The organism is Listeria fleischmannii subsp. fleischmannii LU2006-1 (assembly GCF_000344175.1).
In the GTDB taxonomy this organism is placed as follows: Bacteria; Bacillota; Bacilli; order Lactobacillales; family Listeriaceae; genus Listeria; species Listeria fleischmannii.
Map to the genome: position 1 here is coordinate 1 of NZ_ALWW01000048.1, position 21,496 is coordinate 21,496.

Here is a 21,496-nt window from a genome sequence, read left to right on the forward strand (position 1 = left end):
TCTATCGGCTCTGTAATACCTGTTAAAAAGGCTGTAAAGGCGAGCGAGAACATCCCGCCGACTTCTTTTCGATTTTTTTTCTTAGAAGTGAGGTACATAGCAAGTGCAGCACCTGGAAGACCGAACATCATGATTGGGAAGAACCCTACTTGGAATGTTCCGGCTGTAGGATCTCCGGCGAAGAAACGGTTAATATCACCATGAACCATTTGTCCGGCAGCATCTACAAAATCACCGTAACCAAACCATAGATATGTGTTTAAAACGTGGTGAAGGCCTGTCGGAATTAATCCGCGGTTTAAGACCCCGAACACACCTGCACCGAACGCACCCGCACTTGTAATCCAACCATTAAGAGCATCAAGACCATCTTGAATTGTTGGCCAAGCAAAGCCAAATATCGCAACTAAAGCAAGTGCTAAAACAGCATTAATAATAAGTGCTAAATGACGTCCATCAAAGAAGCTTTGATTTCCAAAAAGTTTTTTTATCATATAAATAATTATATAAAATGGATGCAGTTAAACCAGCAATAAAACCAGCGAAAACGCCCATATTAATGCTTTCATTAACTCCAATTACACCAAAATTTAAAATAAAGAAGACCAGTGCTCCGTTTAAACCGGCAGCTCCGCTATTATCACGTGATAATCCAATCGAAATACCAATCGCAAAGAGTAAAGATAAAAATGTAAATAGTGCGGCTCCACCAGAGTGAATGAATGGTACATTAAATACATCATCTGCGCCTAGTCGGTTTAAAAGACCAGCAGCAGGTAGTACGGCAATTGGCAACATTAGCGCTTTTCCGATTTTTTGCAATCCACCTAACATTTCATTTCCTCCATTTCCTTTTTCAATATCTTTAGAATATTGCCGCAACAAATGCGCCAATAAATAAGGCTACAACCGATGTCACAATAGGTACAAATCGGCGTCCACCAAAGAAAGCTAACCATTCTGGAAGGCGGATATTATAAAATTTATTGTAAAGCACACCAGCAGTTATTCCCATATAAATACCACTGAAAAAGTTAAAGTTAGCAGAAAACTCAGTAGGTGTAAATACGCCATTTTTCGGATAATTGAGTGATACGATAACCGCACCATAAACTAACCAGCCAACAGCACCAGCAAGAGCAGCCGCTCCGCTTTGATCTTTTGACATCCCAATCGCAATCCCCATTGATACGATTAATGGAAACATAAGTATAAGACCATTATAAATGGATTCCATTGCGTTCATTCCAGTTTGCATCGCTAACCAGAAAATCCCAATGATGATAAGGGCAACAATTGGGTATACTGCGCCAATCGCAAATCTTTTTAATACATCCATTTTTATTCCTCCTAATTTTTTATTTTCCCCAAAAACTCCGAAGTCTTTCCACATGAAGGGCAATATATCCTAATTCCGCATCAGGCAGGGATTTTTGATAGTCTTTTTGTAAAAGTAATGCTACCTTTTTTGCAGTATTAAAACTAAATTCAAATTTAGACTTAATCATCTTCAGCATCTCGTCATCCATGGTGTGCAGTTCTTTTTTCTCAACACGATTTAAGACAAAACGAAGATGCGTGATTAGTCGTTCGTATGCTATATCTTGACCAGAAAGTGTAATCTGAAGCGCTGTCGTGATAGTTTCAACCATACTTGAAATAATCGTTGCTTGGCGTACACTTTCATGGATGTCTCCAGAACCCATTTTAGCTGTATGTATATGAAGCGCAATATACGCGGCCTCATCAATTGGCATGTCTAACCCAAAACGTTCCTTTACGTGATTAATTGCCCATAAGCCGATTTTAAATTCGGTTTCATACAACACTTTAATTTCATTTAATAGTTTATTTTGAAGAATAATTCCTTCTTTTATCCTTTCAATTGAAAAGGCAAGATGGTCCGTTAATGCAATATGAATATGCTCATTTAATTTGCCACCTAGTGTGGCTTCTGCGTATGAAATAATTTCTTCTGAGATTGAAAAATATTCTTCATTAATACGATGTAATAACTCTTGAAAATGTTCTGACTCTTCTTGCATGACAAACATTTTTTCAATTTTACTCGGTGAAACTATATCATTTCGTTTTTTTTGAAAAGCTATTCCTCCACCAATCGCGATTTTTTCTTGGTCCCCGTCGGAAACGACCACTGCATTATTGTTTAATATTCGAATGATCTTCACGCCAGCTCCCCTTTCATCGCATTTTAGATGCAAGGGAGAAAATTCTCCCTTGCATGTATTATTTTAATTTAGAAACGAAAACTTCTGTTTCACCAGCAACTGTGTTGGTTAGGTTTTTCCAGTCAAAATCAAATTTATCTTCTGCACTATTTGTCACGACCATTGGAATGATTGTGCTACTTGCATTTTTTTCAATAAAGTCTAAATCAGCTTTAATTAGCGGGTCACCTTTTTTCACTTTTGCACCCATCGTGGTTAAGACTTCAAACCCTTCACCTTTTAAAGCTACCGTTTCAAGACCAATATGGACCAGAATCTCTTGTCCGAGTTCTGTACGGATACCAAAAGCATGTTTGGTGTCAGCAAGCTGAATAATTTCTCCATCAGCAGGGGCAACAACTGTTCCGTCCGCTGGCTTAATAGCAATACCTTCCCCCATCATCTTTTGACTAAACACTGGGTCTGGTACTTCACTAAGCGCAACAAAAGTTCCTGTTGCATGTGCAAAAATCGTTTCGTCTTTTTCTTTTTTAAACATTTTTTTAAACATTATCTTTCCTCCTAAGGCTTGTCTTCCCACCTATTGTACAACAATAGATTCTAAGATGAAATTAAAAAAGACACGGAGGGCGTAATAACTAGTTATAGAAACTAGCTTAGGCTCTCCATGCCTGTTCGTAACAGTAACATGAAAACGTATTAAATCTCTTTGGCAAATCTATATTACCTTTTAATGTTAAAAAAAGCAACCCTTTTCATAAAATTAGTGAAAAATTTTTGAAATAAGGTATTCCGTTGATGTCTAAGCTTTCGTTTGATACAATAAATAAGAATTTAGAAGAAGGACGTGACACGAATCGTGAATCAGTTTTCAAAATGGCTAGGTGCGATAGATTGGGACGCTTTTTGGGGTAATGTCATTTCGATTGGCATTCGCATCGCCATACTTGTTGTTTTATATTTTATAATCAAATATGCTGGTCGGAAAATCATACGCAGTTTTTTCAAAAAATATCGGGCTAATCAAGCGGTCTCAAACGGCCGAGCTGATACCCTTGAGGGATTAACGAATAACGTATTTGGCTATGTTTTATTTTTCACTTTTGCTATTTTGATTCTACAAAACTTTATGAATGTCACGGCTATTATTGCGGGCGCTGGTGTTATGAGTCTTGCCATCGCTTTTGGCGCTCAGGGTCTTGTTAGCGATGTGGTCACAGGTTTTTTCATTCTTCTTGAACGTCAACTAGATGTTGGAGATAGCATTACGATTGATGCTGTAAATGGTATCGTGGAGAATTTAGGCCTAAGAACAACGCAGGTTCGTGACTTCGACGGCACCCTCCATTTTATCCCGAATCGTCAAATTATGATTGTGAGTAACCATTCTCGCGGCAATATGCGTGTACTTGTGGATGTGGCCGTTAGCCCAACTGCTGACACGGAAAAAGCGATGCGCATCATTAATGACGTGTGCCAAGCGATGAAAGAACATAATAAAAATATTGTGGAAACACCTGTTGTACTGGGCGTGGAAAGTTCTGACGGGGCGAATATGATTATTCGTGTGGTAGGAAAGGCAGTTAACGGCGAACAACTCAATGTGAAGCGCGACCTACTAAAAGAAATCCGCACTGCCCTCATTGCCGGCGGAATCGAATTACCTCTACCAACTGTTGTGACTACGCCGCAAACCACATAAAAACATAAAAAGTGCCCGATGTGGGCACTTTTTATTTTCCAAATGCTTCTGGATTTTTATTCCATTCTTTCAAAATTTGGCGTTCATTTTCACTTACATAACCTTCTTCAATGGCCACATCAATAAGTGTTTCATAGTTCGTTAGTGTGATTAAACGTACATTTGCTTCATCAAATCGCGCTATGCTGACTGGTAAGCCATATGTAAAGATAGCCGCAATGCCAAGCACCTCACATCCCGCTTCCTGAAGGGCGGAAACGGCTTTTAAAGAACTTCCACCTGTTGAAATAAGGTCTTCAATGACCACTACTTTTTGGCCTGATTCAATCTTTCCTTCAATTTGATTTCCTTTACCGTGTTTTTTAGCTTCACCGCGCACATACACCATTGGTAAATTTAGTAAATCACTTACCCAAGCCGCATGGGGAATCCCAGCTGTTGCAGTGCCCGCAATGACTTCACAATCCGGAAACTCTTTTTGAATACGTTCTGCCAAATGCATAGCAATCAACTTACGCACTTTTGGAAAACCTAACGTTAAGCGATTATCACAATATATCGGTGACTTTAAACCTGATGCCCATGTAAATGGATTATTAGGTTGTAAAAATACAGCCTTAATTTTTAGTAGTGCCTCTGCTGTTTGTTTTTCAATCATTTTCCCCACTCCTCTACAATTTTATGATAAGCGATTTGCGGATTTTCTGCCTGTGTAATTGGTCTTCCAACTACAATAGAACTTGCTTTCATGCGTCTCGCATCACTCGGTGTCACAATTCGCTTTTGGTCATCTGCTTTAGCGTTTAATAGACGAATGCCAGGTGTGACGCGTAAAAAATCGACATGGGTCCTTTTTTCAATTTCCGCTGCCTCAAACGCTGAGCAAACAACCCCGTCAAGCCCAGCTGAGTAAGCTAGTTCACTATAATGTAAAACAGAATCGAGTAAGGATGTCTTAATTTGTTGCTCTTTCTGCATCTCTTGCTCACTCGTACTGGTTAATTGCGTCACAGCAATCAATTTTGGACGTTTTCCTGACTTACTCCCCGACTCCAGTCCCGAAAGCGCGGCCTCCATCATCCGTTTTCCTCCCGCAGCATGAACATTTACCATATCCACACCAAGCCCTGCAATGACTCGCATCGCACGCTCTACTGTGTTCGGAATATCATGCAACTTTAAATCTAGAAAAATAGCGTGCCCACTATTTTTAAGCTCACGAATAAACGCAGGGCCAGCAGAATAGAAAAGCTCCATACCTACCTTTAGCGCCAATTGTTCTTCTGCTATTTTGGCTAAAAATCCTTCGACTTGTTCAGCCGTACTAAAGTCTAGCGCAATAATCGGTTTTGTCATCTACCTGCCCCTTCTTTCCTTAATTCTTTTAATGTCGCAATGCCAAGTTCATCCATGCGAGCAGGAAGAGCCTCAATCAGCTTAGGACAAATATGCGGATCTGTAAAATTAAGCGTGCCGACTGCGACCGCATCAGCTCCGGCAATTAGAAATTCTAATACATCATCTACTGTCTTTACGCCGCCCATTCCAATGATTGGAATTTGGGTAATACTACGAACTTCATGCACCATTCGAATGGCAACCGGTTTAATTGCAGGGCCAGATAAACCGCCCGTCCCGTTTGCAATTATCGGCTTACGCGTTTTTAAGTCAAAGCGCATGCCAAGAAGAGTATTAATCATTGTTAGGCCGTCTGCACCTGCTTCTGCTATCGCTTGTGCAATTTCTTTAATGTCTGTCACATTAGGCGAAAGTTTAACATAGATAGGGACTTTAGCAACTTCTTTTACGGCTTTTGTTAAACGGTAAGCGACTTCCGGGTCTGTTCCAAAAGCAATACCACCGTGTTTTACATTCGGACAAGAAATATTGAGTTCAATCGCTTTAACGGCTTTGGCATCCCCAATTCGTGCGCAAACTGTTACATAATCTTCTTCGGTTGCTCCCGCCACATTGGCAATGATGGGGGTGTCAAATTGTTCGAGGAAAGGTAATTCGTTTTGCAAGACACTTTCTAAACCGGGATTTTGAAGTCCGATGGCATTTAACATACCACTAGGCGTCTCCGCGATTCTGGGCGTCGGGTTTCCAAGGCGCGGCTCAGGCGTGCAGGCTTTTACCATGATGGCACCAAGTTGATTTAAGTCAAACAGTTTGGCGTATTCACGGCCGAAACCAAAACAACCAGAGGCCGGCATAATCGGATTTTTCAAGTGTAAACCTGGAATATTCACTTCTAAACGGTTCATAATTTCACCTCTTTTGCATGAAAAACGGGACCATCTTGGCAGACTTTAAATTGCTTACCTTCTTCATTTGCGCGCGCAACACATGCATAGCACGCCCCGATTCCGCAGGCCATCCGTTCTTCCAGCGAAAGATACACTTCGGCCCCTTGAAAGTTCGTTTGAACGGCTCTAAGCATCGCTCTTGGTCCGCAACTAAAAACAGCGTCTGGCGTCCAGTCAAACTGATTCGTTATATCGGTCACAAAACCGCGTGTGCCAAATGTTCCATCTACCGTACTAATATGGACCTCGCCGATTTCGGCCATTTCCGCCTCGTAAAAAATATCCTTTTTAGACGAAAAACCATTTACAAACGTTACTTTAGCGCCGATTTTCTGCAATTCTTTTCCTAGTTGGTATAAAGGAGGAACGCCAATCCCTCCCCCAACAACGAGTACCTGCTTACCAGCTAATTTTTCCTCTACTTTAAAACCATTTCCGAGTGGCCCTAAACTATCTACTAAATCCCCGGCCTGTAAAGTGGACATTTGACGCGTCCCGCAGCCCTCCACTCGGTAAATAAGTGTGCATTCGCTTCGCTCTTTATCATACGCTGCAATACTAATTGGTCGCCTTAAAAGCAAGTCTTCCCGGTCCGGCTTAATCATTAAAAACTGTCCCGGTTTTGCCTCCAGTACGTCCTCTCCGCGTAAAACGAGCTCATAGACACGGTCGGCTATTTCATTTTGTTTGATTACTTTCATTTTTTTCGCTTCCATTGTTATCGCCTCCCGCATTTTTTAGACGGATTGAATTGCTTCTAATTCAAAGGAACGTGATTCGAGTACGCGTAAAATGGCTTCTGCTGTATCGAGGGAGGTACAGACTGGGATGCCATTTTCCACAGACTCGCGGCGAATTTGGAAACCGTCACGTTCTGGACGTTTGCCGCTTGTTAGTGTATTGACGACTAATGTGATTTGTCCGCTTTGGATATAATCAAGGAGCGTTTCATGATTTTCTCCAATTTTTTTCACTTCGGATACGCGAATGCCTGCTTCTTCTAGGACTTTAGACGTTCCAGCGGTAGCCATAATGGTGAAACCTATGTTATTAAATCGCTCTGCAAGCGTAATGGCTTCTTTTTTATCCCGATCAGCTATCGTAAGAAGTACGGTTCCGTAATCATGCATTTTCGTACCGCTTGCGACAAACCCTTTGTACAAGGCTTTTTCAAGGGTGACATCTTTCCCCATGACTTCTCCTGTTGACTTCATTTCTGGGCCGAGTGAAGTATCTACACTGCGCAGTTTGGCAAAAGAGAAAACCGGTACTTTAACAAAAATTTCTTTTTTCTCACGAGCAAGTCCTGGCATAAAGCCAAGTTCTTTTAAGCTTTTTCCTAAAATGACTTTTGTAGCTACATTGGCCATTGGAATGTCGGTAATTTTACTTAAAAATGGTGCTGTCCGACTGGAGCGTGGGTTGACTTCAATGACAAACACCTCTTCGCCGCTTACGACATATTGAATATTAAGCATGCCGATAATGCCGAGTCCTGTCGCAAGTTTGGTTGTGTATTCTGTAATGAGTTGCTTGACATTTTGGCTTAAACTTTGGGCCGGATAGACGGCAATAGAATCGCCAGAGTGCACACCAGCGCGTTCGATATGCTCCATAATGCCCGGAATAAGTACATCTTTTCCGTCACTAATCGCATCCACTTCTACTTCCTGTCCTTTTACATAACGGTCAACGAGCACCGGATGTTTGGGATTTACTTTTACTGCATTTTCCATATAGTAGGTAAGGGCTTCTTTCGATTCAACAATTTCCATCGCCCTACCACCAAGAACATAAGATGGTCGAACTAAAACGGGATAGCCGATAGTCGCGGCAACTTCAAGCGCTTCTTCTGCCGATGTGGCCGTTTTTCCTGCTGGTTGCGGAATTTGTAACATTTCAAGTGCTTTCTCGAATTTATCGCGGTTTTCAGCCCGGTCGATATCTTCTAAGCTGGTTCCTAAAATGGTCACGCCACGTTCAGCGAGGCCTTCTGCTAAATTAATGGCTGTTTGACCGCCAAATTGAATGACCACCCCACGCGGCTGTTCAAGTTCAATGACATGCATGACATCTTCAAGCGTTAGCGGTTCAAAATAAAGCTTGTCTGAGATGGAAAAATCGGTGGAGACCGTTTCTGGATTGTTATTAATAATGATGGCTTCAAAACCCGCTTGTTGGATGGCCCAGACTGAATGAACGGTCGCGTAGTCAAATTCGACACCTTGCCCAATTCGGATTGGACCAGAACCTAATACGACAACTTTTTCTTTTGACGAGCGAATGGATTCATTTTCTTCTTCATAGCTACTATAAAAATAGGGTGTACTGGAGGCGAACTCGGCGGCACAAGTATCCACCATTTTATACACAGGTTGCATGTTTTCTTGTTTGCGAAGTTCATACAGTGCCGTTTCACTTGTTTCCCAAAGTTTGGCAATAAACGCATCAGAGAAGCCCATTCGTTTAGCTTCATATAAAGCCTCAAGGTCTCCCTTCTGCTCTTTTAATTTCATTTCAAGCTGAATGATTTTTTCTAATTTATACAGGAAGAAAAGATCGATTTTTGTTTTTTCGTGAAGGGAGGTAATGGTTTCCCCACGTCTTAGGGCAGCAGCCAAGAAGAACAGTCTATCATCTTCTGGAAAACGAATTTTTTGTTCTAGCTTCTCTAAAGATGCCGCCTCTGCTTCGTCCAAATATACGTGATTTGCGCCGATTTCAAGGGAGCGCGCCGCTTTTAAGAGGGCTTCTTCCCATGTGCGACCGATGGCCATGACTTCACCCGTTGCTTTCATTTGTGTGCCAAGTCTTCTATCGCCATTTTCAAATTTATCAAACGGGAAGCGTGGAATTTTTGCGACGACATAATCGAGTGCAGGTTCAAAATGGGCGAAAGTGGTTCCTGTAACCGGGTTTTTTATTTCATCAAGCGTTAGACCAACTGCAATTTTAGCGGCTAATTTCGCGATAGGATAACCGGTTGCTTTTGAAGCTAGCGCCGATGAGCGACTCACACGCGGATTCACCTCAATGACATAATACGCATAGCTATCTGGATCTAGCGCTAACTGAACATTACAGCCACCTTCAATTTCAAGCGCGCGAATGATTTTCAAGGAAACATCACGTAGTAATTGATATTCGCGGTCTGATAACGTTTGACTAGGCGCCACTACAATAGAGTCCCCCGTATGTATGCCGACAGGATCCATGTTTTCCATGTTACAAACAACCATTGCATTATCGTTTGCATCGCGCATCACTTCGTATTCCACTTCTTTAAAGCCTGCAATACTTCTTTCAAGTAAACACTGCGTCACCGGACTTAGTTTTAAACCGCTTTGAACAATTTCAGAAAGCTCCTTATCATTATGGCAAATGCCACCGCCTGAACCTCCTAAAGTGTAAGCAGGACGAACAATAACAGGATAACCAATCTGGCTTACGAATGCTTCCGCTTCTTCTAATGAATGAATAATCTCGCTTTCCGGAACCGGCTGACCAAGTTCATGCATTAAATCACGAAACGCCTCGCGGTCTTCCGCTTTTTTGATGGCCGTTAAATCAGTTCCGAGCACCTCGACATTCATTTCTTCCAAAATACCTGCATTCGAGAGTTCCATAGCCATATTTAGACCCGTTTGCCCGCCTAATGTTGGTAAAATTGCTTCTGGACGCTCTTTTCTAATGATACGTGAAACGAAATCTAGCGTGATTGGTTCGATATACACTTTATCGGCCATTTCAGCATCCGTCATAATGGTTGCGGGATTCGAGTTCACTAAGACGACACGATATCCTTCCTCTTTTAAGCTCAAACATGCTTGTGTACCAGCATAATCAAATTCCGCGGCTTGTCCAATAATAATGGGACCAGAGCCAATAACTAAAATCGTCTTAATATCCTCGCGTTTAGGCATTTTTCATCCGTCCTTCCCGTTCTAAATCCATCATTTCCATAAACTGATCAAATAAGTAATTCACATCGCTTGGTCCTGGGTTTGCTTCTGGATGATATTGCACTGTAAAGGCAGGATACTCGCTATGCGCGAGTCCTTCAATCGTCCCGTCGTTCAGTTCGACATGCGTGACAACTAAATCAGTCTTAAGAATCGAATCTGCATCGACTGAATAACCATGATTTTGCGCAGTAAAGTCAACACGACCTGTACGAAGTTCTTTCACAGGATGGTTCGCGCCGCGGTGACCGAATTTCATTTTAAAAGTATCTGCCCCGTTTGCAAGCGCGAATAATTGGTGACCTAAGCAGATGCCAAAAAGTGGTACCATCCCTTGCAGCCCTAAAATCATTTCGGTTGCTTCCGGCACATCTTTTGGATCTCCTGGTCCGTTTGATAACATCACGCCATCCGGATGCATATTTAAGATTTCTTTTGCTGTCGTATAATATGGTACAACCGTTACATGACAGTTGCGTTTATTTAATTCTTTTAAAATAGAACCTTTCACCCCGTAATCAACTAAGACCACACGCTTTCCTTCACCCGGACTCGCAAATGGCTTTCTAGAAGAAACCTCACTCACTTGGTCGTTAGGCAGTCTAACCGAACGCAGGTGGTGCAAAAGTTTTTCTTTATCAGCCTCTGCTGGGGCTAAAATGCCTTTTAGAGTGCCGGCGCTGCGAATCATTTTGGTGAGTTTACGCGTATCAATTCCGGCAATACCAGGAATGTCTTTTTCTTTCAAAAATTCGTCAAGCGTCATTTGTTCACGCCAGTTGGAAGCAAAATCAGCCGCCTCACGAACAATCACCCCTTTTACAACCGGTTGAATCGATTCGAAATCATCACGGTTGATGCCATAATTTCCAACGAGCGGATACGTGAATGTAATCATTTGGCCGTAGTACGAAGGGTCGGTGATGGTTTCCTGATAGCCCGTCATCCCCGTATTAAACACCACTTCCCCGATTGTTTCCTTGTCAGAGCCAATCTTTTCACCGATAAAATAAGTACCATCTTCAAGCATTAACATTCTTTTCATTATTTATCCCCCCAAGAATAGACGATTTCGCCGCGCGAGATTGTAAGAACGGGCCAGCCGAAGCATGACACGCCAGCAAATGGTGTATTTTTTCCTTTTGATAAAAATGTTTCGGGATTAATTTCTTCTTCTTTATCTAAATCGATTACCGTAATATCTGCTACGTCAGCGACTCTAAGACTTCCGTACGGCAATTTAAACACCTCAGAAGGCTTAACTGCCATGTAATCAATTAGCTCTTTTAGCGTCCAGTCCCCATTTTTGACAAAGTGGGTGTAGAGCAGTGGAAATGCCGTTTCAAGTCCCACAATACCAAATGCTGCTTTTTCCATCGAAACATTCTTTTCATTTTCCGCATGAGGCGCATGGTCTGTTGCAATGAAATCAATCGTGCCATCACGTAAACCTTCTAAAAGTGCGTCTTGGTCTGCGCGGCTTCGAAGTGGTGGATTCATTTTCCAGTTTCCAATATTTCCCGGTATATCCTCTTCATTTAAAAGCAGGTGATGCGGCGATACTTCTGCCGTTACATGTATCCCTGCCCGCTTAGCATCCCTTACGACACGCACAGATTCTTTTGTGGAAATGTGACAAACATGATAATGACACCCTGCCGCCTCGGCAAGCAAGACATCCCGCGCAATTTGTACGGACTCCGCAATATTCGGAATCCCTTTTAAGCCTTCTTTTTGTGCAAATTTTCCGTCATGGACAACACCGCCGTATACAAGTGAATTGTCCTCGCAATGCGCCACAACGGCCATATCAAGTTTAGCTGCCGCTTGCATCGCCATATACATCGTGCCTGCAAGTTGCACGCCTACCCCGTCATCGGTAAAAGCAAAAGCACCTGCCCTTTTTAATCCGGAAAAGTCTACCAGTTCATCTGTTCCAAGTTCTTTTGTAATCGACGCATATGGTAAAACACGAACGCGTGCGGTTTCGTTTATTCGTTCGACTAGTGCATCCATTTTTTCTGGCGTATCTGGAACGGGTTTGGTATTCGGCATCGAGCAAACCGTTGTATATCCACCTTTAGCCGCTGCTTTCGTTCCTGTTTCGATGGTTTCTTTATGTTCTCCGCCTGGTTCGCGCAAATGAACATGCACGTCAATCAAGCCAGGTGAAATAAATTTTCCACTTACATCAATCACTTTTGCCGATTCTTCGTGAATGTTTTCTGCGATTTTGGCAATTTTATCATCGCTGATTAAGATGTCGCGTGTGATGAGTTTCCCGTTTTCGTCTAAGATTTTTCCATTTTTTAAAATATACATGTTTTCACCCTCATTTCTTTTCTTTTAAAACGGCTTCTAAAATTGCCATTCGAATATAAACGCCATTGGTCATTTGTGTAATAATGCGCGATTTTTCTGATTCCACTAAAGAATCTGCAATTTCAGCGTCACGATTGACTGGGCTTGGATGCATAATAATCGCATTTTCACGCATCAACCCTGCTCTTTCTTCCGTTAAGCCAAATGTTTTGTGATACGTCTCTTTATCAAACTTTATTTCCTCGTCGTGCCGCTCATGTTGTACCCGAAGTAGCATGACAACATCGACGTTTTTCACTAGTTCATCCATGGCTATGTGTTTCCCGTAAGTGGTCTGCTCTTTCTTAAACCAACTATCCGGTCCGGCAAAATATAGTGAAGCGCCTAGGCGTTTTAATACCTTCATATTGGAATTGGCGACTCGGCTATGTGAAATATCCCCCACAATTCCGACTTTCAACCCTTCGAAATAGCCAAATTGTTCTTGAATGGTAAACAGGTCGAGTAAACACTGACTTGGATGTTCGCCGCACCCGTCCCCGCCGTTTATAATCGCCATATCGAGTGAGCGGAGTGCATCGAAGAAATTTTCATCTTGATGTCTTATCACAGCAACATCTACTCCAATAGCCTGCATGGTTAGTGCTGTATCGTAAAGGGATTCGCCTTTTGTGATGCTAGATGCCCCGGGCTCAAAACTAAGTACGTTTATGCCGAGCTTCTTTTCAGCCATTTCAAAGCTTGTATGTGTTCTTGTACTTGGTTCGAAAAACAAATTGACGGCGTACACTTCTTTTTCGAATTTCGTTTTTTTTGCTTTTTTAAAAAAAGCGGCTCGGTTTAAAAGTTCTTCAATTTCTTCCTTGCTGAGTTCATCCATCGTCAAAAGATGTTTCATGAACATACGCCACCTTCCATTTTTCTATATAAAGGCCTCTTTTAGAAATTCCCAAAAGAGGCTTTTTGACTACGCTTTTTTCTTCTCGGGAATAATTAAGTTTAAAATGATCCCAACGACAGCCGCCATCGCCATCCCAGTAATTTTAACGGAATTAATTTCGACGAAGAAGCCACCGATGCCGATAACGAGCACGACAGAAGTAATAATTAAATTGCGGTTAATATTTAAATCTATTTTATTATCAATCATCATTCGAAGTCCGCTTGATGCGATAACCCCGAAGAGTAGGAATGAGATGCCGCCTAAAACAGCTTGTGGCACCGAAGTAATAATGGCATTGATATAGCCGATAAAACCGAATAATACAGCGAATACCGCGGCACCACCAATCACGAAGACGCTGTAGACACGTGTAATCGCAAGAACCCCGATATTTTCCCCGTAAGTCGTAACAGGAGGTCCGCCAATTAGTGAAGCAATAACAGATGCTGTCCCGTCCGCGATTAGGGAACGATGCAAGCCTGGATCTTTAAAGAAATTTCGATTCGTAATTTTGTTTAAAACGAGTTGGTGCCCCATATGTTCAGCCATCGTGACGAATGCAAGTGGCGCCATACTAATGATGACCGTTGCCGTTACAACCGGATCTGCATCCACAAATGGAATCGTGAAGTCCGGAATTTGGAACAAACTCGCTTGTTTGATTAAAGTAAAATCGACAAGTCCAAATGGAATACTCACAATGTAGCCAACGAAAAATCCGAATAAAATAGGAATGAGTCCGAAAAAGCCTTTAAAGGCAATCATCGCGATAATCGCAGCCATCAGAGTAATAAGCGCGACAGCAACAGACTCAAAACTATAGTCTCCTGAATTAGTTCCCATCGCCATAGAAGCCGCACTCGGTGCAAGACTAAGTCCGATTACCATAATAACAGGCCCTACTACAACTGGTGGCAACACTTTTTGAATCCAATCCACACCGGCGTAGTAAACAATGAGCGAGATAATCGCATAAACGACACCGACTGAGAAAGTCCCCACCATAACTGAACCAGGTGAATGCTCGTCCATCATAAACATCGTAAGTGGCTGAATAAACGCGAATGAGGAGCCTAAGTAAGCCGGAATTTTTCCACGCGTAATAAGTAAATATGCAAGTGTTCCAAGTCCACTCGATACAAGTGCGACACCAGGATTCATTCCTGTTACACTCGGTACAAATATCGTTGAACCAAACATAGTAAAAAGATGTTGGATACTTAAGACAATCCATTTATTCCAAGTTGGTTTTTCATGAATATCTAGTACCGGTTTTGCTTCCATTTGTTGTTCTGACATTTTTTTCTCTCCTTTGAATTAAAAAACTCCCTGCGCTTAGCAAAGAGTTAGGAAGGATAGAGTTTACCTCTACACGCACTCTTTGCTAGCCTCTCTGGACTGCATTTAAAAAGTGTTTTATTTTAAAATCATAATCGCATCTTCATCTGTGTCCACCTCGGAAAGATGAACTTCAATCCGTTCTTCTTTTGAAGTGGGAACATTTTTACCAACAAAATCCGCTCGAATCGGCAGTTCCCGGTGCCCACGATCCGCAAGAACCGCAAGCTCAATTTGTTCAGGCCGACCGACATCCATTAGCGCATCCATCGCCGCGCGAACCGTCCGCCCTGTATAGAGCACATCGTCCACTAACACAATCTTTTTCCCTTCTAAAGAAAACGGGATTTCCGAGCCGTTTACAGATGGTTCCCTCGTTTCCTCGTTCTTAAAACTTAAATCGTCACGATAAAGCGCGATATCAACTTCCCCAACCGGGACCGTTACGTTTTCAATTTCCTGTATGCGCGCTGCAATTCGTTTTGCAAGGAAAATACCACGCGTTTTTATTCCCACGAGGGCAAGGTTTTTGGCGCCTTTGTTACGCTCAATAATTTCGTAGCTAACACGAGTAAGGGCACGACCCACTGCTGCTTTGTCCATGACAACTACTTTTTCTGCCATAATGTCCTCCTTTATATACAAAAAACCCTTCACCAAAGCGGCGAAGGGTACACGTATCGTGTCGTTGGGAATACACTTTCCCTATACAAAACGTTTACCTTTTTAGCCTCTCTGGACTATTACTTAAAGGTTCTCTTTAATTCTTTTTTAGCTTACAGGAAAAAAAGGAGTGTGTCAATGCTTTTCACCCGAAAAATAGAATTATGTTATAATAGCAAAAGAATATTGTAAAGGAGTGGCATTTATGGCTAAATCAAAAGCAAAAAAATACCGCGAAAAGCTTGTGCGCGAAGGTCGTCTAAATCCGGAAATAAAACGCAGTCCCTTCCACACACTTGACTTAACGACGCGCAAAACAAAAACGAAAAAAGACGTCTTATATCAAAATAAAAACCATTCTTTCGGTGACGGAGAGAATGGTTTTTATTTTGGTTTTTAAATGAAAATAACTAGTTATATAATGGTATCGACCGCGTTACAAGTCCCTCTCACTCTTTTCACGTAGTCTACTCAGGGTTTCTTCAAAAATATTTGGTAGCGGGGCTTCAAAATGCAGGCGCTCGCCGGTTGTTGGATGTTCAAATCCTAACTCACTTGCGTGTAAAAACTGACCATGACCGTTTAATGTGTTTTTAGGTCCGTATTTCGGGTCAGCGGCAAGAGGATGACCGATGTATTTTAAATGAACGCGAATTTGATGCGTACGTCCTGTATCTAATTGACATTTTATAAGCGTATAATCACCAAAACGTTCGACAACCTCAAAATGCGTACGAGCCTCTTTGCCATCCGCCACAACCGCCATTTTTTTACGATCCTCTTTTGCTCGGCCAATGGGCGCTTCGATGGTTCCTTTTTGGTGCTTAATGTCACCATGAACGAGCGCTAAATAAATTCGGTCACTCGTTTTATTCTTTAATTGACTTGAAAGTGAAACGTGTGCCTCATCATTTTTTGCGACCATTAGAAGGCCTGATGTATCTTTATCAATACGGTGAACAATGCCGGGGCGAATCACTCCGTTTATCCCAGAAAGATCTTGGCAATGATAGAGTAGCGCGTTTACAAGCGTTCCCGACATATGACCTGCAGCAGGATGAACGACCATTCCTTGAGGTTTATTCACGACAAGCACGTCTTTATCTTCGTAATAAATATCTAGTGGGATATCTTCTGCTTCCGCAACAAGTTCTGTGGCCTCCCGAATTTGATAGGTGATGGTGTCGCCTGTTTGCACTTTATAGTTTGCTTTCACACTTTCATTATTAACTAAAATATCACCTGATTTTAACATAGACTGGATAAGCGACCGACTCAAATCTGTAAGTTCGCTAAGCGCCTTGTCGAGACGCGTTCCTTTTATGTCTTCATGAATAATGATTTGTTCTTTTGTCATGAATTCGTTCCTTTCGTTTTGCGGTCATCTAAGAAGACATAGATGAGCATAAGCACAACCCCTACAGAAAGTGAGGCATCGGCTATGTTGAAAATAGGAAAATGATAATTTCCCCACACGGTAGCGATAAAATCCACAACTTCCTGGTGCAACACTCGGTCAATGAAGTTCCCAAGAGCCCCCCCTAATATGAGCGCTAAGCTGATGGAAAAAAGTGTGTGACCTTTTGCGTACTTTTGCATAATATAAATAATAATACCTACAACGACTATCGTAATCGCGTAAAAGAGCCACATTTTCCCTTCTAGGATACTCCATGCTGCGCCGTTATTTCTATAGCTTAACCAGTATAGAAAATTAGGGATAACTGTAATTTGTTCACCAATTTCCATATTTTGTACCACTAGCCATTTCGTAAATTGATCGACAATTAAAACGGCAAGCGTGATGAGATAATAATAGTACATCTACACTCCTCTTTTCCAAAAAGAAAAGCCACCCAATCGACTGGGCAGCTTTTCCGAGTCATTATATCCATTGTAAAATATATTGCGCTAAAAATAAAGCCGCAATCACATACATAACAGGTGAAATCTTTTCTTCTTTTTTTACAAATAGATGTAAAATCGGATAGGCGATAAAACCTGCTGCAATTCCGTCCGCGATACTGTAGGCGAAAGGGATAATGACAATAATGAGTAGGCTCGAAAAACTATTCGCCGGATTTTTCAAATCCATTTCTTTCAGTTCTTGTACCATGGACATTCCGATAATCACTAAAATCGGAGCCACTGCACTATTTGGAATCACTGACAGAAAGGGCATTAAAAAGAGCGAACATAAGAATAAGACACCGGTTGTTATACTGGCAAGGCCTGTTTTGGCATTGCTTGCTATCATCGAACCGCTTTCTAGTGCGGAAACAGTTGGACTTGTTCCAAAAATACCAGATAAAAATACGGTCACAGAACTCGCCTGAATCACTCGTGGTAAACGTTCTTCGTGCTTCAGTTGGCGCACTTGGCCGTATGTTAAGCCGACTGTTTCAAATACGACTACCATCGTCAGTGAAAAGACACCGGACCAAAACGCTACTTCTGTGATGCCAGAAAAATCGAGTTTAAAGAATACCTCTTTAAACGGGGTTAAACTAAGCGCACCAGCACTAACCTTCCCGTTTATCCCAAAGAAATAGCCTATAATCGTCCCGATAATCAGGCTCACTAAAAAGCCTCCAGGTACTTTTCGAATGACTAAAATCATCGTCACAAAAAGCGTGAGAATAGTGGCAAGAACGGCTGGGTCATCTAATTTCCCAAGCGCCAAAATCGAATGGCTACCACGCGTTACAATACCACCTTTTTCTAGGCCTAGTAAAATTAAGAAGAAGCCTAATCCAACCGTGATCGCTTGCTTTAATACAAGCGGGATAGCTTCATTTAATTTTCTGGCTAAAGGTGTAAAGGCAAGCACCATAAAAATGATACCACTTAAAACGACAACAGCGAGTGCTTGTTCAAATGACAGCCCCATCGTGTTCACTAAGCTATAGGCAAATAGCGCATTAATCCCCATACCGGGCATTAAAATAAGCGGCAAATTGGCCCAAAAACCCATAATGAAACAGCCAACTACGGAAATAAAAATCGTTGCGATGACAACGCCCTCGTAACTCATTCCTGCTTCGCTCAAAATCGAACTGTTGACAACAATGATGTATACAACGGTGAAAAAGCCAATCATTCCAGCAAGAAGTTCTGTACGAATTGTCGTCCCTTCCTTTTTTAACTGGAACATTTGTTCAAATACTTTTTTCATTTTCTTCCCTCTATGAAATTGTCCCTCTCCCAACCCACAAGGATACGCCTTGTCACAAGATAAAAGTATAACAAACAAATACGTAAAAGTAAATGAAGATTAAATTACTTATTTAAGCCATTATGAATGCGCTCAAAATTCAGTCGCATCATGTCATAATACGTATCTCCCTCTTCTTCCCTTTTTAGCCGTAGAGTCTGTAAATAATTGTGCCACAATAGGAAGGTCTGTCTCTTTCGCCACACTTTCCATGCTTCTTTTATCTACACTTGTTTCTACAAAAAGACTTTTCACTTTTTCATTTCGAATGGTATGAATAATCTTCTGCATCTGCTCAGGTGTTCCCGCATTTTCTGTATTAATTTCCCAAATATAAGCGGGTGTGAGTCCGTAGCGTGCTGCGAAATATTTAAATGCACCTTCGCTTGTCACGAGGGTTTTTTGATTGTCATTTAAATCATCAAACAGAGCACGCCCTTCTTTATCCAATTTTTCGAGTTTGGCCATATAGTTTTTGGCATTTTTTTCATAATACGCTTGATTTTCGGGGTCTTTTTTTAATGAGGGTTTTTAAAATATTTTCTACATAAATCATTCCGTTAGATACGTCAAGCCAGGCGTGTGGGTCTGTTTCGCTCTCTTTGCCTTTTTCTGTTAAATACTTTGGCTTCACACCTTCACTTAAAACGGTCGCATCTTGTTTACTTTTCCCGGCTGTTTCAAGCATTTTCGTGAACCAACCATTTCCTGTTTCGAGATTTAAACCGTTATAAAAAATAAGATCGGCATCGCTTGCTTTTTGAATATTTTCCGGGAGCAAATCGTATTCATGTGGGTCTACTCCGGTTGGTACGATGCTATAGACATCAATTTTATCTCCGCCAACTTGTGTGGCCATATCTTTAAGAATCGAATAGGTGGTGACTACTTGTAACTTTTCGTTTTTTGGTTCTTGGTTTTGTGATGAACAAGCGCTTAGGATGAATAGGGCTAGGACGCTCATGATAAAAAAAAGTTTTTTTTAAGTTTCATCTGACTCCTCCTCTTTTTTTCGCAAAAATAAGGTTTTGAGTAATAAAAGTAACGATAAACATGAGGGTGGCTGAAAGAACTATGGTAGCACCAGAGGCCAAATTGTAGCGATAGCTTAGGTAGAGGCCGATTAAAGCGCTTATGGCACCAAAGAGAGCGGCTAAAAATAATCATTGTCTTTAAGCGATGGGTGAGTAGATAGGCGGTGGCTGCTGGTGTGATGAGCATGGCCACGACTAAAATAATCCCCACTGTTTGAAGGGCGCTTACGGTGACGAGGGTTAAAAGGAGCATCAGGAAATAATGAAGTAGGCGTGTATTATAGCCGTAAGCTTCTGCTACAACAGGGTCAAACGAGCTAATGAACAGCTCTTTATAAAAAAGGGCAATTAATAGTATCACAATGAAGGCAATCCAGATGGTTAGCCACATGTCTGATGTGCGAACGGCTAATACATTTCCAAATAAAATATGATATAAATCTGTACTACTTTTCGCGAGTGTAATCAAAATCACGCCGAGTGCGAAAAAAGCGCTAAATACAATGCCGATAGCTGTATCGCTTTTAATTCTACTTTTTTGGTCCACATACCCAATGCCAAGTGCCGCTAAGATTCCAAAAAAGACAGCGCCAAAGAAGAAATTAATCCCCATTAAATATGAAATGGCTACACCGGGTAAAACCGCGTGACTAATCGCATCACCCATTAGTGACATTCCTCTAAGAATAATAAAACTTCCAATAACCCCGCAAACAATGCCAACTACAATAGAAGTGAGTAACGCTTTTTGTAAAAATTGATATTCCAATAAGCCTTCTAAAAACAGCATTTTATCCTCCTTATTAAGCCTTAATAGCATAGGCTTTTTTAATCATCTCGTCTGTGAAATGTTCTTCGACTGGGCCTATCGTAATTAATTTTTTATTGAGCAAAATAATTTCATCAAAATAATCGGCTACTTTTTGAAAATCATGATGGACAACTAGGAGCGTTTTTCCGTCATCCCGAAGCTTCTTGAGTAAACTTATAATGAGTGCCTCACTCGTCACGTCAATTCCAACAAAAGGTTCATCCAGCAGAAAAATTTCAGCATCTTGCGCGAGTGCTCTTGCCATAAAAATGCGTTGTAGTTGCCCACCGGAAAGTTCGCCAATTTGTTTTTTTTGATAGCTTTCCATATCCACTTGCCGTAGCGCATGAAGCGCCTTTTCTTTTTCTTTTCTTTTCGGTTTTCGCGTAAGCGCTAAGCTCGGATAAGTTCCAAGCAAGACCATTTCTAAAACGTTAATGGGAAAAGTTAAATCGATTTCACTACGCTGCGGAACATATGCGATTTTTTGTTTAATCTGGTTAAACGGAACATCAAATAGCGTCGCTTCCCCACTTTCAGATTTTATTAAGCCTAACATGGCTTTTAAAAGTGTCGACTTACCCGCCCCGTTCGGCCCGATAATACCGGTTATGCAACCTGTTTTGATTGCCATATGAATATGGTCTAATACGCGCTTTTCCTTATAGTAGACCGTTAAATTTGAAATATACATGACAGCCTCCTTTTTATTAAAACTAATAATTTTAGCTTAGAGCTAAAAAGTTTCCTCAAGGAAACTTTTATATTAGTATAGCGAATACATTTTAAAAAGGCAAGATTTTCCCAACAAAAAAACCTTATTCATTCTGAATAAGGTTTTTTGACGTGCGTCATTTTGTTTTGCGTAAACGTTGAGTTTTACTATCAAATAGAATCGGCTAATTTTTTTTAACTAAACGTTTAAATTYCTTTTTGATTCTTTACTTGGGTTGAAAACGAAAACCGGTTTATAATGAGTTCACGTCTTCTTTTCACTTATTTCTTTTAC

General features: G+C 41.4%; 21 protein-coding genes and 2 pseudogenes. 2 read left to right on the plus strand and 21 right to left on the minus strand.

Annotation, left to right across the window (positions count from 1 at the left end; translation table 11 throughout):
* The 5 genes from LFLEISCH_RS16250 to LFLEISCH_RS12205 form a co-directional block, all read right to left on the minus strand.
* The coding region (locus LFLEISCH_RS16250) for a PTS transporter subunit EIIC (RefSeq protein WP_007476965.1) at positions 1-494 on the minus strand (494 nt) is incomplete at its 3' end.
* Positions 457-834 (minus strand): PTS transporter subunit EIIC, encoded by a 378-nt coding sequence (locus LFLEISCH_RS16255; protein ID WP_051057318.1) that lies wholly within the window; start codon positions 832-834, stop codon positions 457-459. The genes LFLEISCH_RS16250 and LFLEISCH_RS16255, both read right to left, overlap by 38 nt.
* A 31-nt stretch (positions 835-865) precedes the next feature.
* A complete protein-coding gene (locus tag LFLEISCH_RS12195) occupies positions 866-1,339 on the minus strand; it encodes a PTS transporter subunit EIIC (RefSeq protein WP_040504868.1) in 474 nt (157 codons plus the stop codon).
* Between the two features lie 19 nt (positions 1,340-1,358).
* Entirely contained in the window at positions 1,359-2,189 is an 831-nt protein-coding gene (locus LFLEISCH_RS12200) for a PRD domain-containing protein (RefSeq protein ID WP_040504869.1), read from the minus strand.
* Positions 2,190-2,247: 58 nt separating this feature from the next.
* The gene (locus tag LFLEISCH_RS12205; RefSeq protein ID WP_007476973.1) at positions 2,248-2,739 is read right to left on the minus strand and encodes a PTS sugar transporter subunit IIA; all 492 of its coding nucleotides are present in this window, start codon (positions 2,737-2,739) and stop codon (positions 2,248-2,250) included.
* A gap of 309 nt (positions 2,740-3,048) precedes the next feature.
* Between LFLEISCH_RS12205 and LFLEISCH_RS12210 the strand changes: the two genes are divergently transcribed.
* Positions 3,049-3,891 carry a mechanosensitive ion channel family protein gene (locus tag LFLEISCH_RS12210; RefSeq protein WP_007476975.1) on the plus strand — a complete coding sequence of 281 codons (843 nt, stop codon included), beginning with the start codon at positions 3,049-3,051 and terminating at the stop codon, positions 3,889-3,891.
* Between the two features lie 31 nt (positions 3,892-3,922).
* Here the strand turns inward: LFLEISCH_RS12210 and pyrE are convergent, their stop codons facing one another.
* The 10 genes from pyrE to pyrR all read right to left on the minus strand — a co-directional run bounded on the left by pyrE (position 3,923) and on the right by pyrR (position 15,389).
* Positions 3,923-4,549: an orotate phosphoribosyltransferase gene (pyrE, locus tag LFLEISCH_RS12215; protein ID WP_007476977.1), complete on the minus strand. Its 627-nt coding sequence runs from the start codon at positions 4,547-4,549 to the stop codon at positions 3,923-3,925.
* Positions 4,546-5,247, minus strand: coding sequence for an orotidine-5'-phosphate decarboxylase (gene pyrF, locus LFLEISCH_RS12220; protein ID WP_007476979.1), 702 nt, complete (start codon positions 5,245-5,247; stop codon positions 4,546-4,548). Before pyrF ends, pyrE begins: the two co-directional genes overlap by 4 nt.
* On the minus strand, positions 5,244-6,158 hold the full coding sequence (locus LFLEISCH_RS12225) for a dihydroorotate dehydrogenase (protein WP_007476981.1): 915 nt from the start codon (positions 6,156-6,158) through the stop codon (positions 5,244-5,246). Before LFLEISCH_RS12225 ends, pyrF begins: the two co-directional genes overlap by 4 nt.
* Positions 6,155-6,916 (minus strand): dihydroorotate dehydrogenase electron transfer subunit, encoded by a 762-nt coding sequence (locus tag LFLEISCH_RS12230; RefSeq protein WP_007476983.1) that lies wholly within the window; start codon positions 6,914-6,916, stop codon positions 6,155-6,157. Before LFLEISCH_RS12230 ends, LFLEISCH_RS12225 begins: the two co-directional genes overlap by 4 nt.
* Positions 6,917-6,937: 21 nt before the next feature.
* Positions 6,938-10,123, minus strand: a complete 3,186-nt coding sequence (gene carB, locus LFLEISCH_RS12235) for a carbamoyl-phosphate synthase large subunit (protein WP_007476985.1) — start codon at positions 10,121-10,123, stop codon at positions 6,938-6,940.
* Positions 10,116-11,210: a carbamoyl phosphate synthase small subunit gene (locus LFLEISCH_RS12240; RefSeq protein WP_036063207.1), complete on the minus strand. Its 1,095-nt coding sequence runs from the start codon at positions 11,208-11,210 to the stop codon at positions 10,116-10,118. The genes carB and LFLEISCH_RS12240 overlap by 8 nt, the downstream gene beginning before the upstream one ends.
* Complete coding sequence (locus LFLEISCH_RS12245) at positions 11,207-12,484, minus strand: dihydroorotase (RefSeq protein ID WP_007476989.1); 1,278 nt, start codon at positions 12,482-12,484, stop codon at positions 11,207-11,209. The genes LFLEISCH_RS12240 and LFLEISCH_RS12245 overlap by 4 nt, the downstream gene beginning before the upstream one ends.
* Positions 12,485-12,494: 10 nt before the next feature.
* A complete protein-coding gene (locus tag LFLEISCH_RS12250; RefSeq protein WP_007476991.1) occupies positions 12,495-13,382 on the minus strand; it encodes an aspartate carbamoyltransferase catalytic subunit in 888 nt (295 codons plus the stop codon).
* A 69-nt stretch (positions 13,383-13,451) separates the two neighbouring features.
* On the minus strand, positions 13,452-14,726 hold the full coding sequence (locus LFLEISCH_RS12255) for a solute carrier family 23 protein (protein WP_007476993.1): 1,275 nt from the start codon (positions 14,724-14,726) through the stop codon (positions 13,452-13,454).
* A gap of 117 nt (positions 14,727-14,843) precedes the next feature.
* Positions 14,844-15,389 (minus strand): bifunctional pyr operon transcriptional regulator/uracil phosphoribosyltransferase PyrR, encoded by a 546-nt coding sequence (gene pyrR, locus LFLEISCH_RS12260; RefSeq protein ID WP_007476995.1) that lies wholly within the window; start codon positions 15,387-15,389, stop codon positions 14,844-14,846.
* 244 nt (positions 15,390-15,633) lie between these two features.
* On the opposite strand from pyrR, the gene LFLEISCH_RS12265 reads away from it, so the two are divergent.
* Complete coding sequence (locus LFLEISCH_RS12265; protein WP_007476998.1) at positions 15,634-15,828, plus strand: hypothetical protein; 195 nt, start codon at positions 15,634-15,636, stop codon at positions 15,826-15,828.
* Positions 15,829-15,864: 36 nt separating this feature from the next.
* Here the strand turns inward: LFLEISCH_RS12265 and LFLEISCH_RS12270 are convergent, their stop codons facing one another.
* From LFLEISCH_RS12270 to LFLEISCH_RS12295, 6 genes and pseudogenes are all read right to left on the minus strand, one after another.
* Positions 15,865-16,785 carry an RluA family pseudouridine synthase gene (locus LFLEISCH_RS12270; protein WP_007477000.1) on the minus strand — a complete coding sequence of 307 codons (921 nt, stop codon included), beginning with the start codon at positions 16,783-16,785 and terminating at the stop codon, positions 15,865-15,867.
* Positions 16,782-17,252, minus strand: coding sequence for a signal peptidase II (gene lspA, locus LFLEISCH_RS12275; RefSeq protein WP_007477002.1), 471 nt, complete (start codon positions 17,250-17,252; stop codon positions 16,782-16,784). Before lspA ends, LFLEISCH_RS12270 begins: the two co-directional genes overlap by 4 nt.
* Before the next feature lie 61 nt (positions 17,253-17,313).
* Complete coding sequence (locus LFLEISCH_RS12280; protein ID WP_007477004.1) at positions 17,314-18,603, minus strand: NCS2 family permease; 1,290 nt, start codon at positions 18,601-18,603, stop codon at positions 17,314-17,316.
* Between the two features lie 104 nt (positions 18,604-18,707).
* Positions 18,708-19,606 (minus strand): annotated as a pseudogene (locus LFLEISCH_RS12285) (metal ABC transporter substrate-binding protein).
* A gap of 25 nt (positions 19,607-19,631) precedes the next feature.
* Positions 19,632-20,466, minus strand: a pseudogene (locus LFLEISCH_RS12290) (metal ABC transporter permease).
* Between the two features lie 13 nt (positions 20,467-20,479).
* A complete protein-coding gene (locus tag LFLEISCH_RS12295; RefSeq protein ID WP_007477007.1) occupies positions 20,480-21,181 on the minus strand; it encodes a metal ABC transporter ATP-binding protein in 702 nt (233 codons plus the stop codon).
* Between the last annotated feature and the right edge of the window lie 315 nt (positions 21,182-21,496).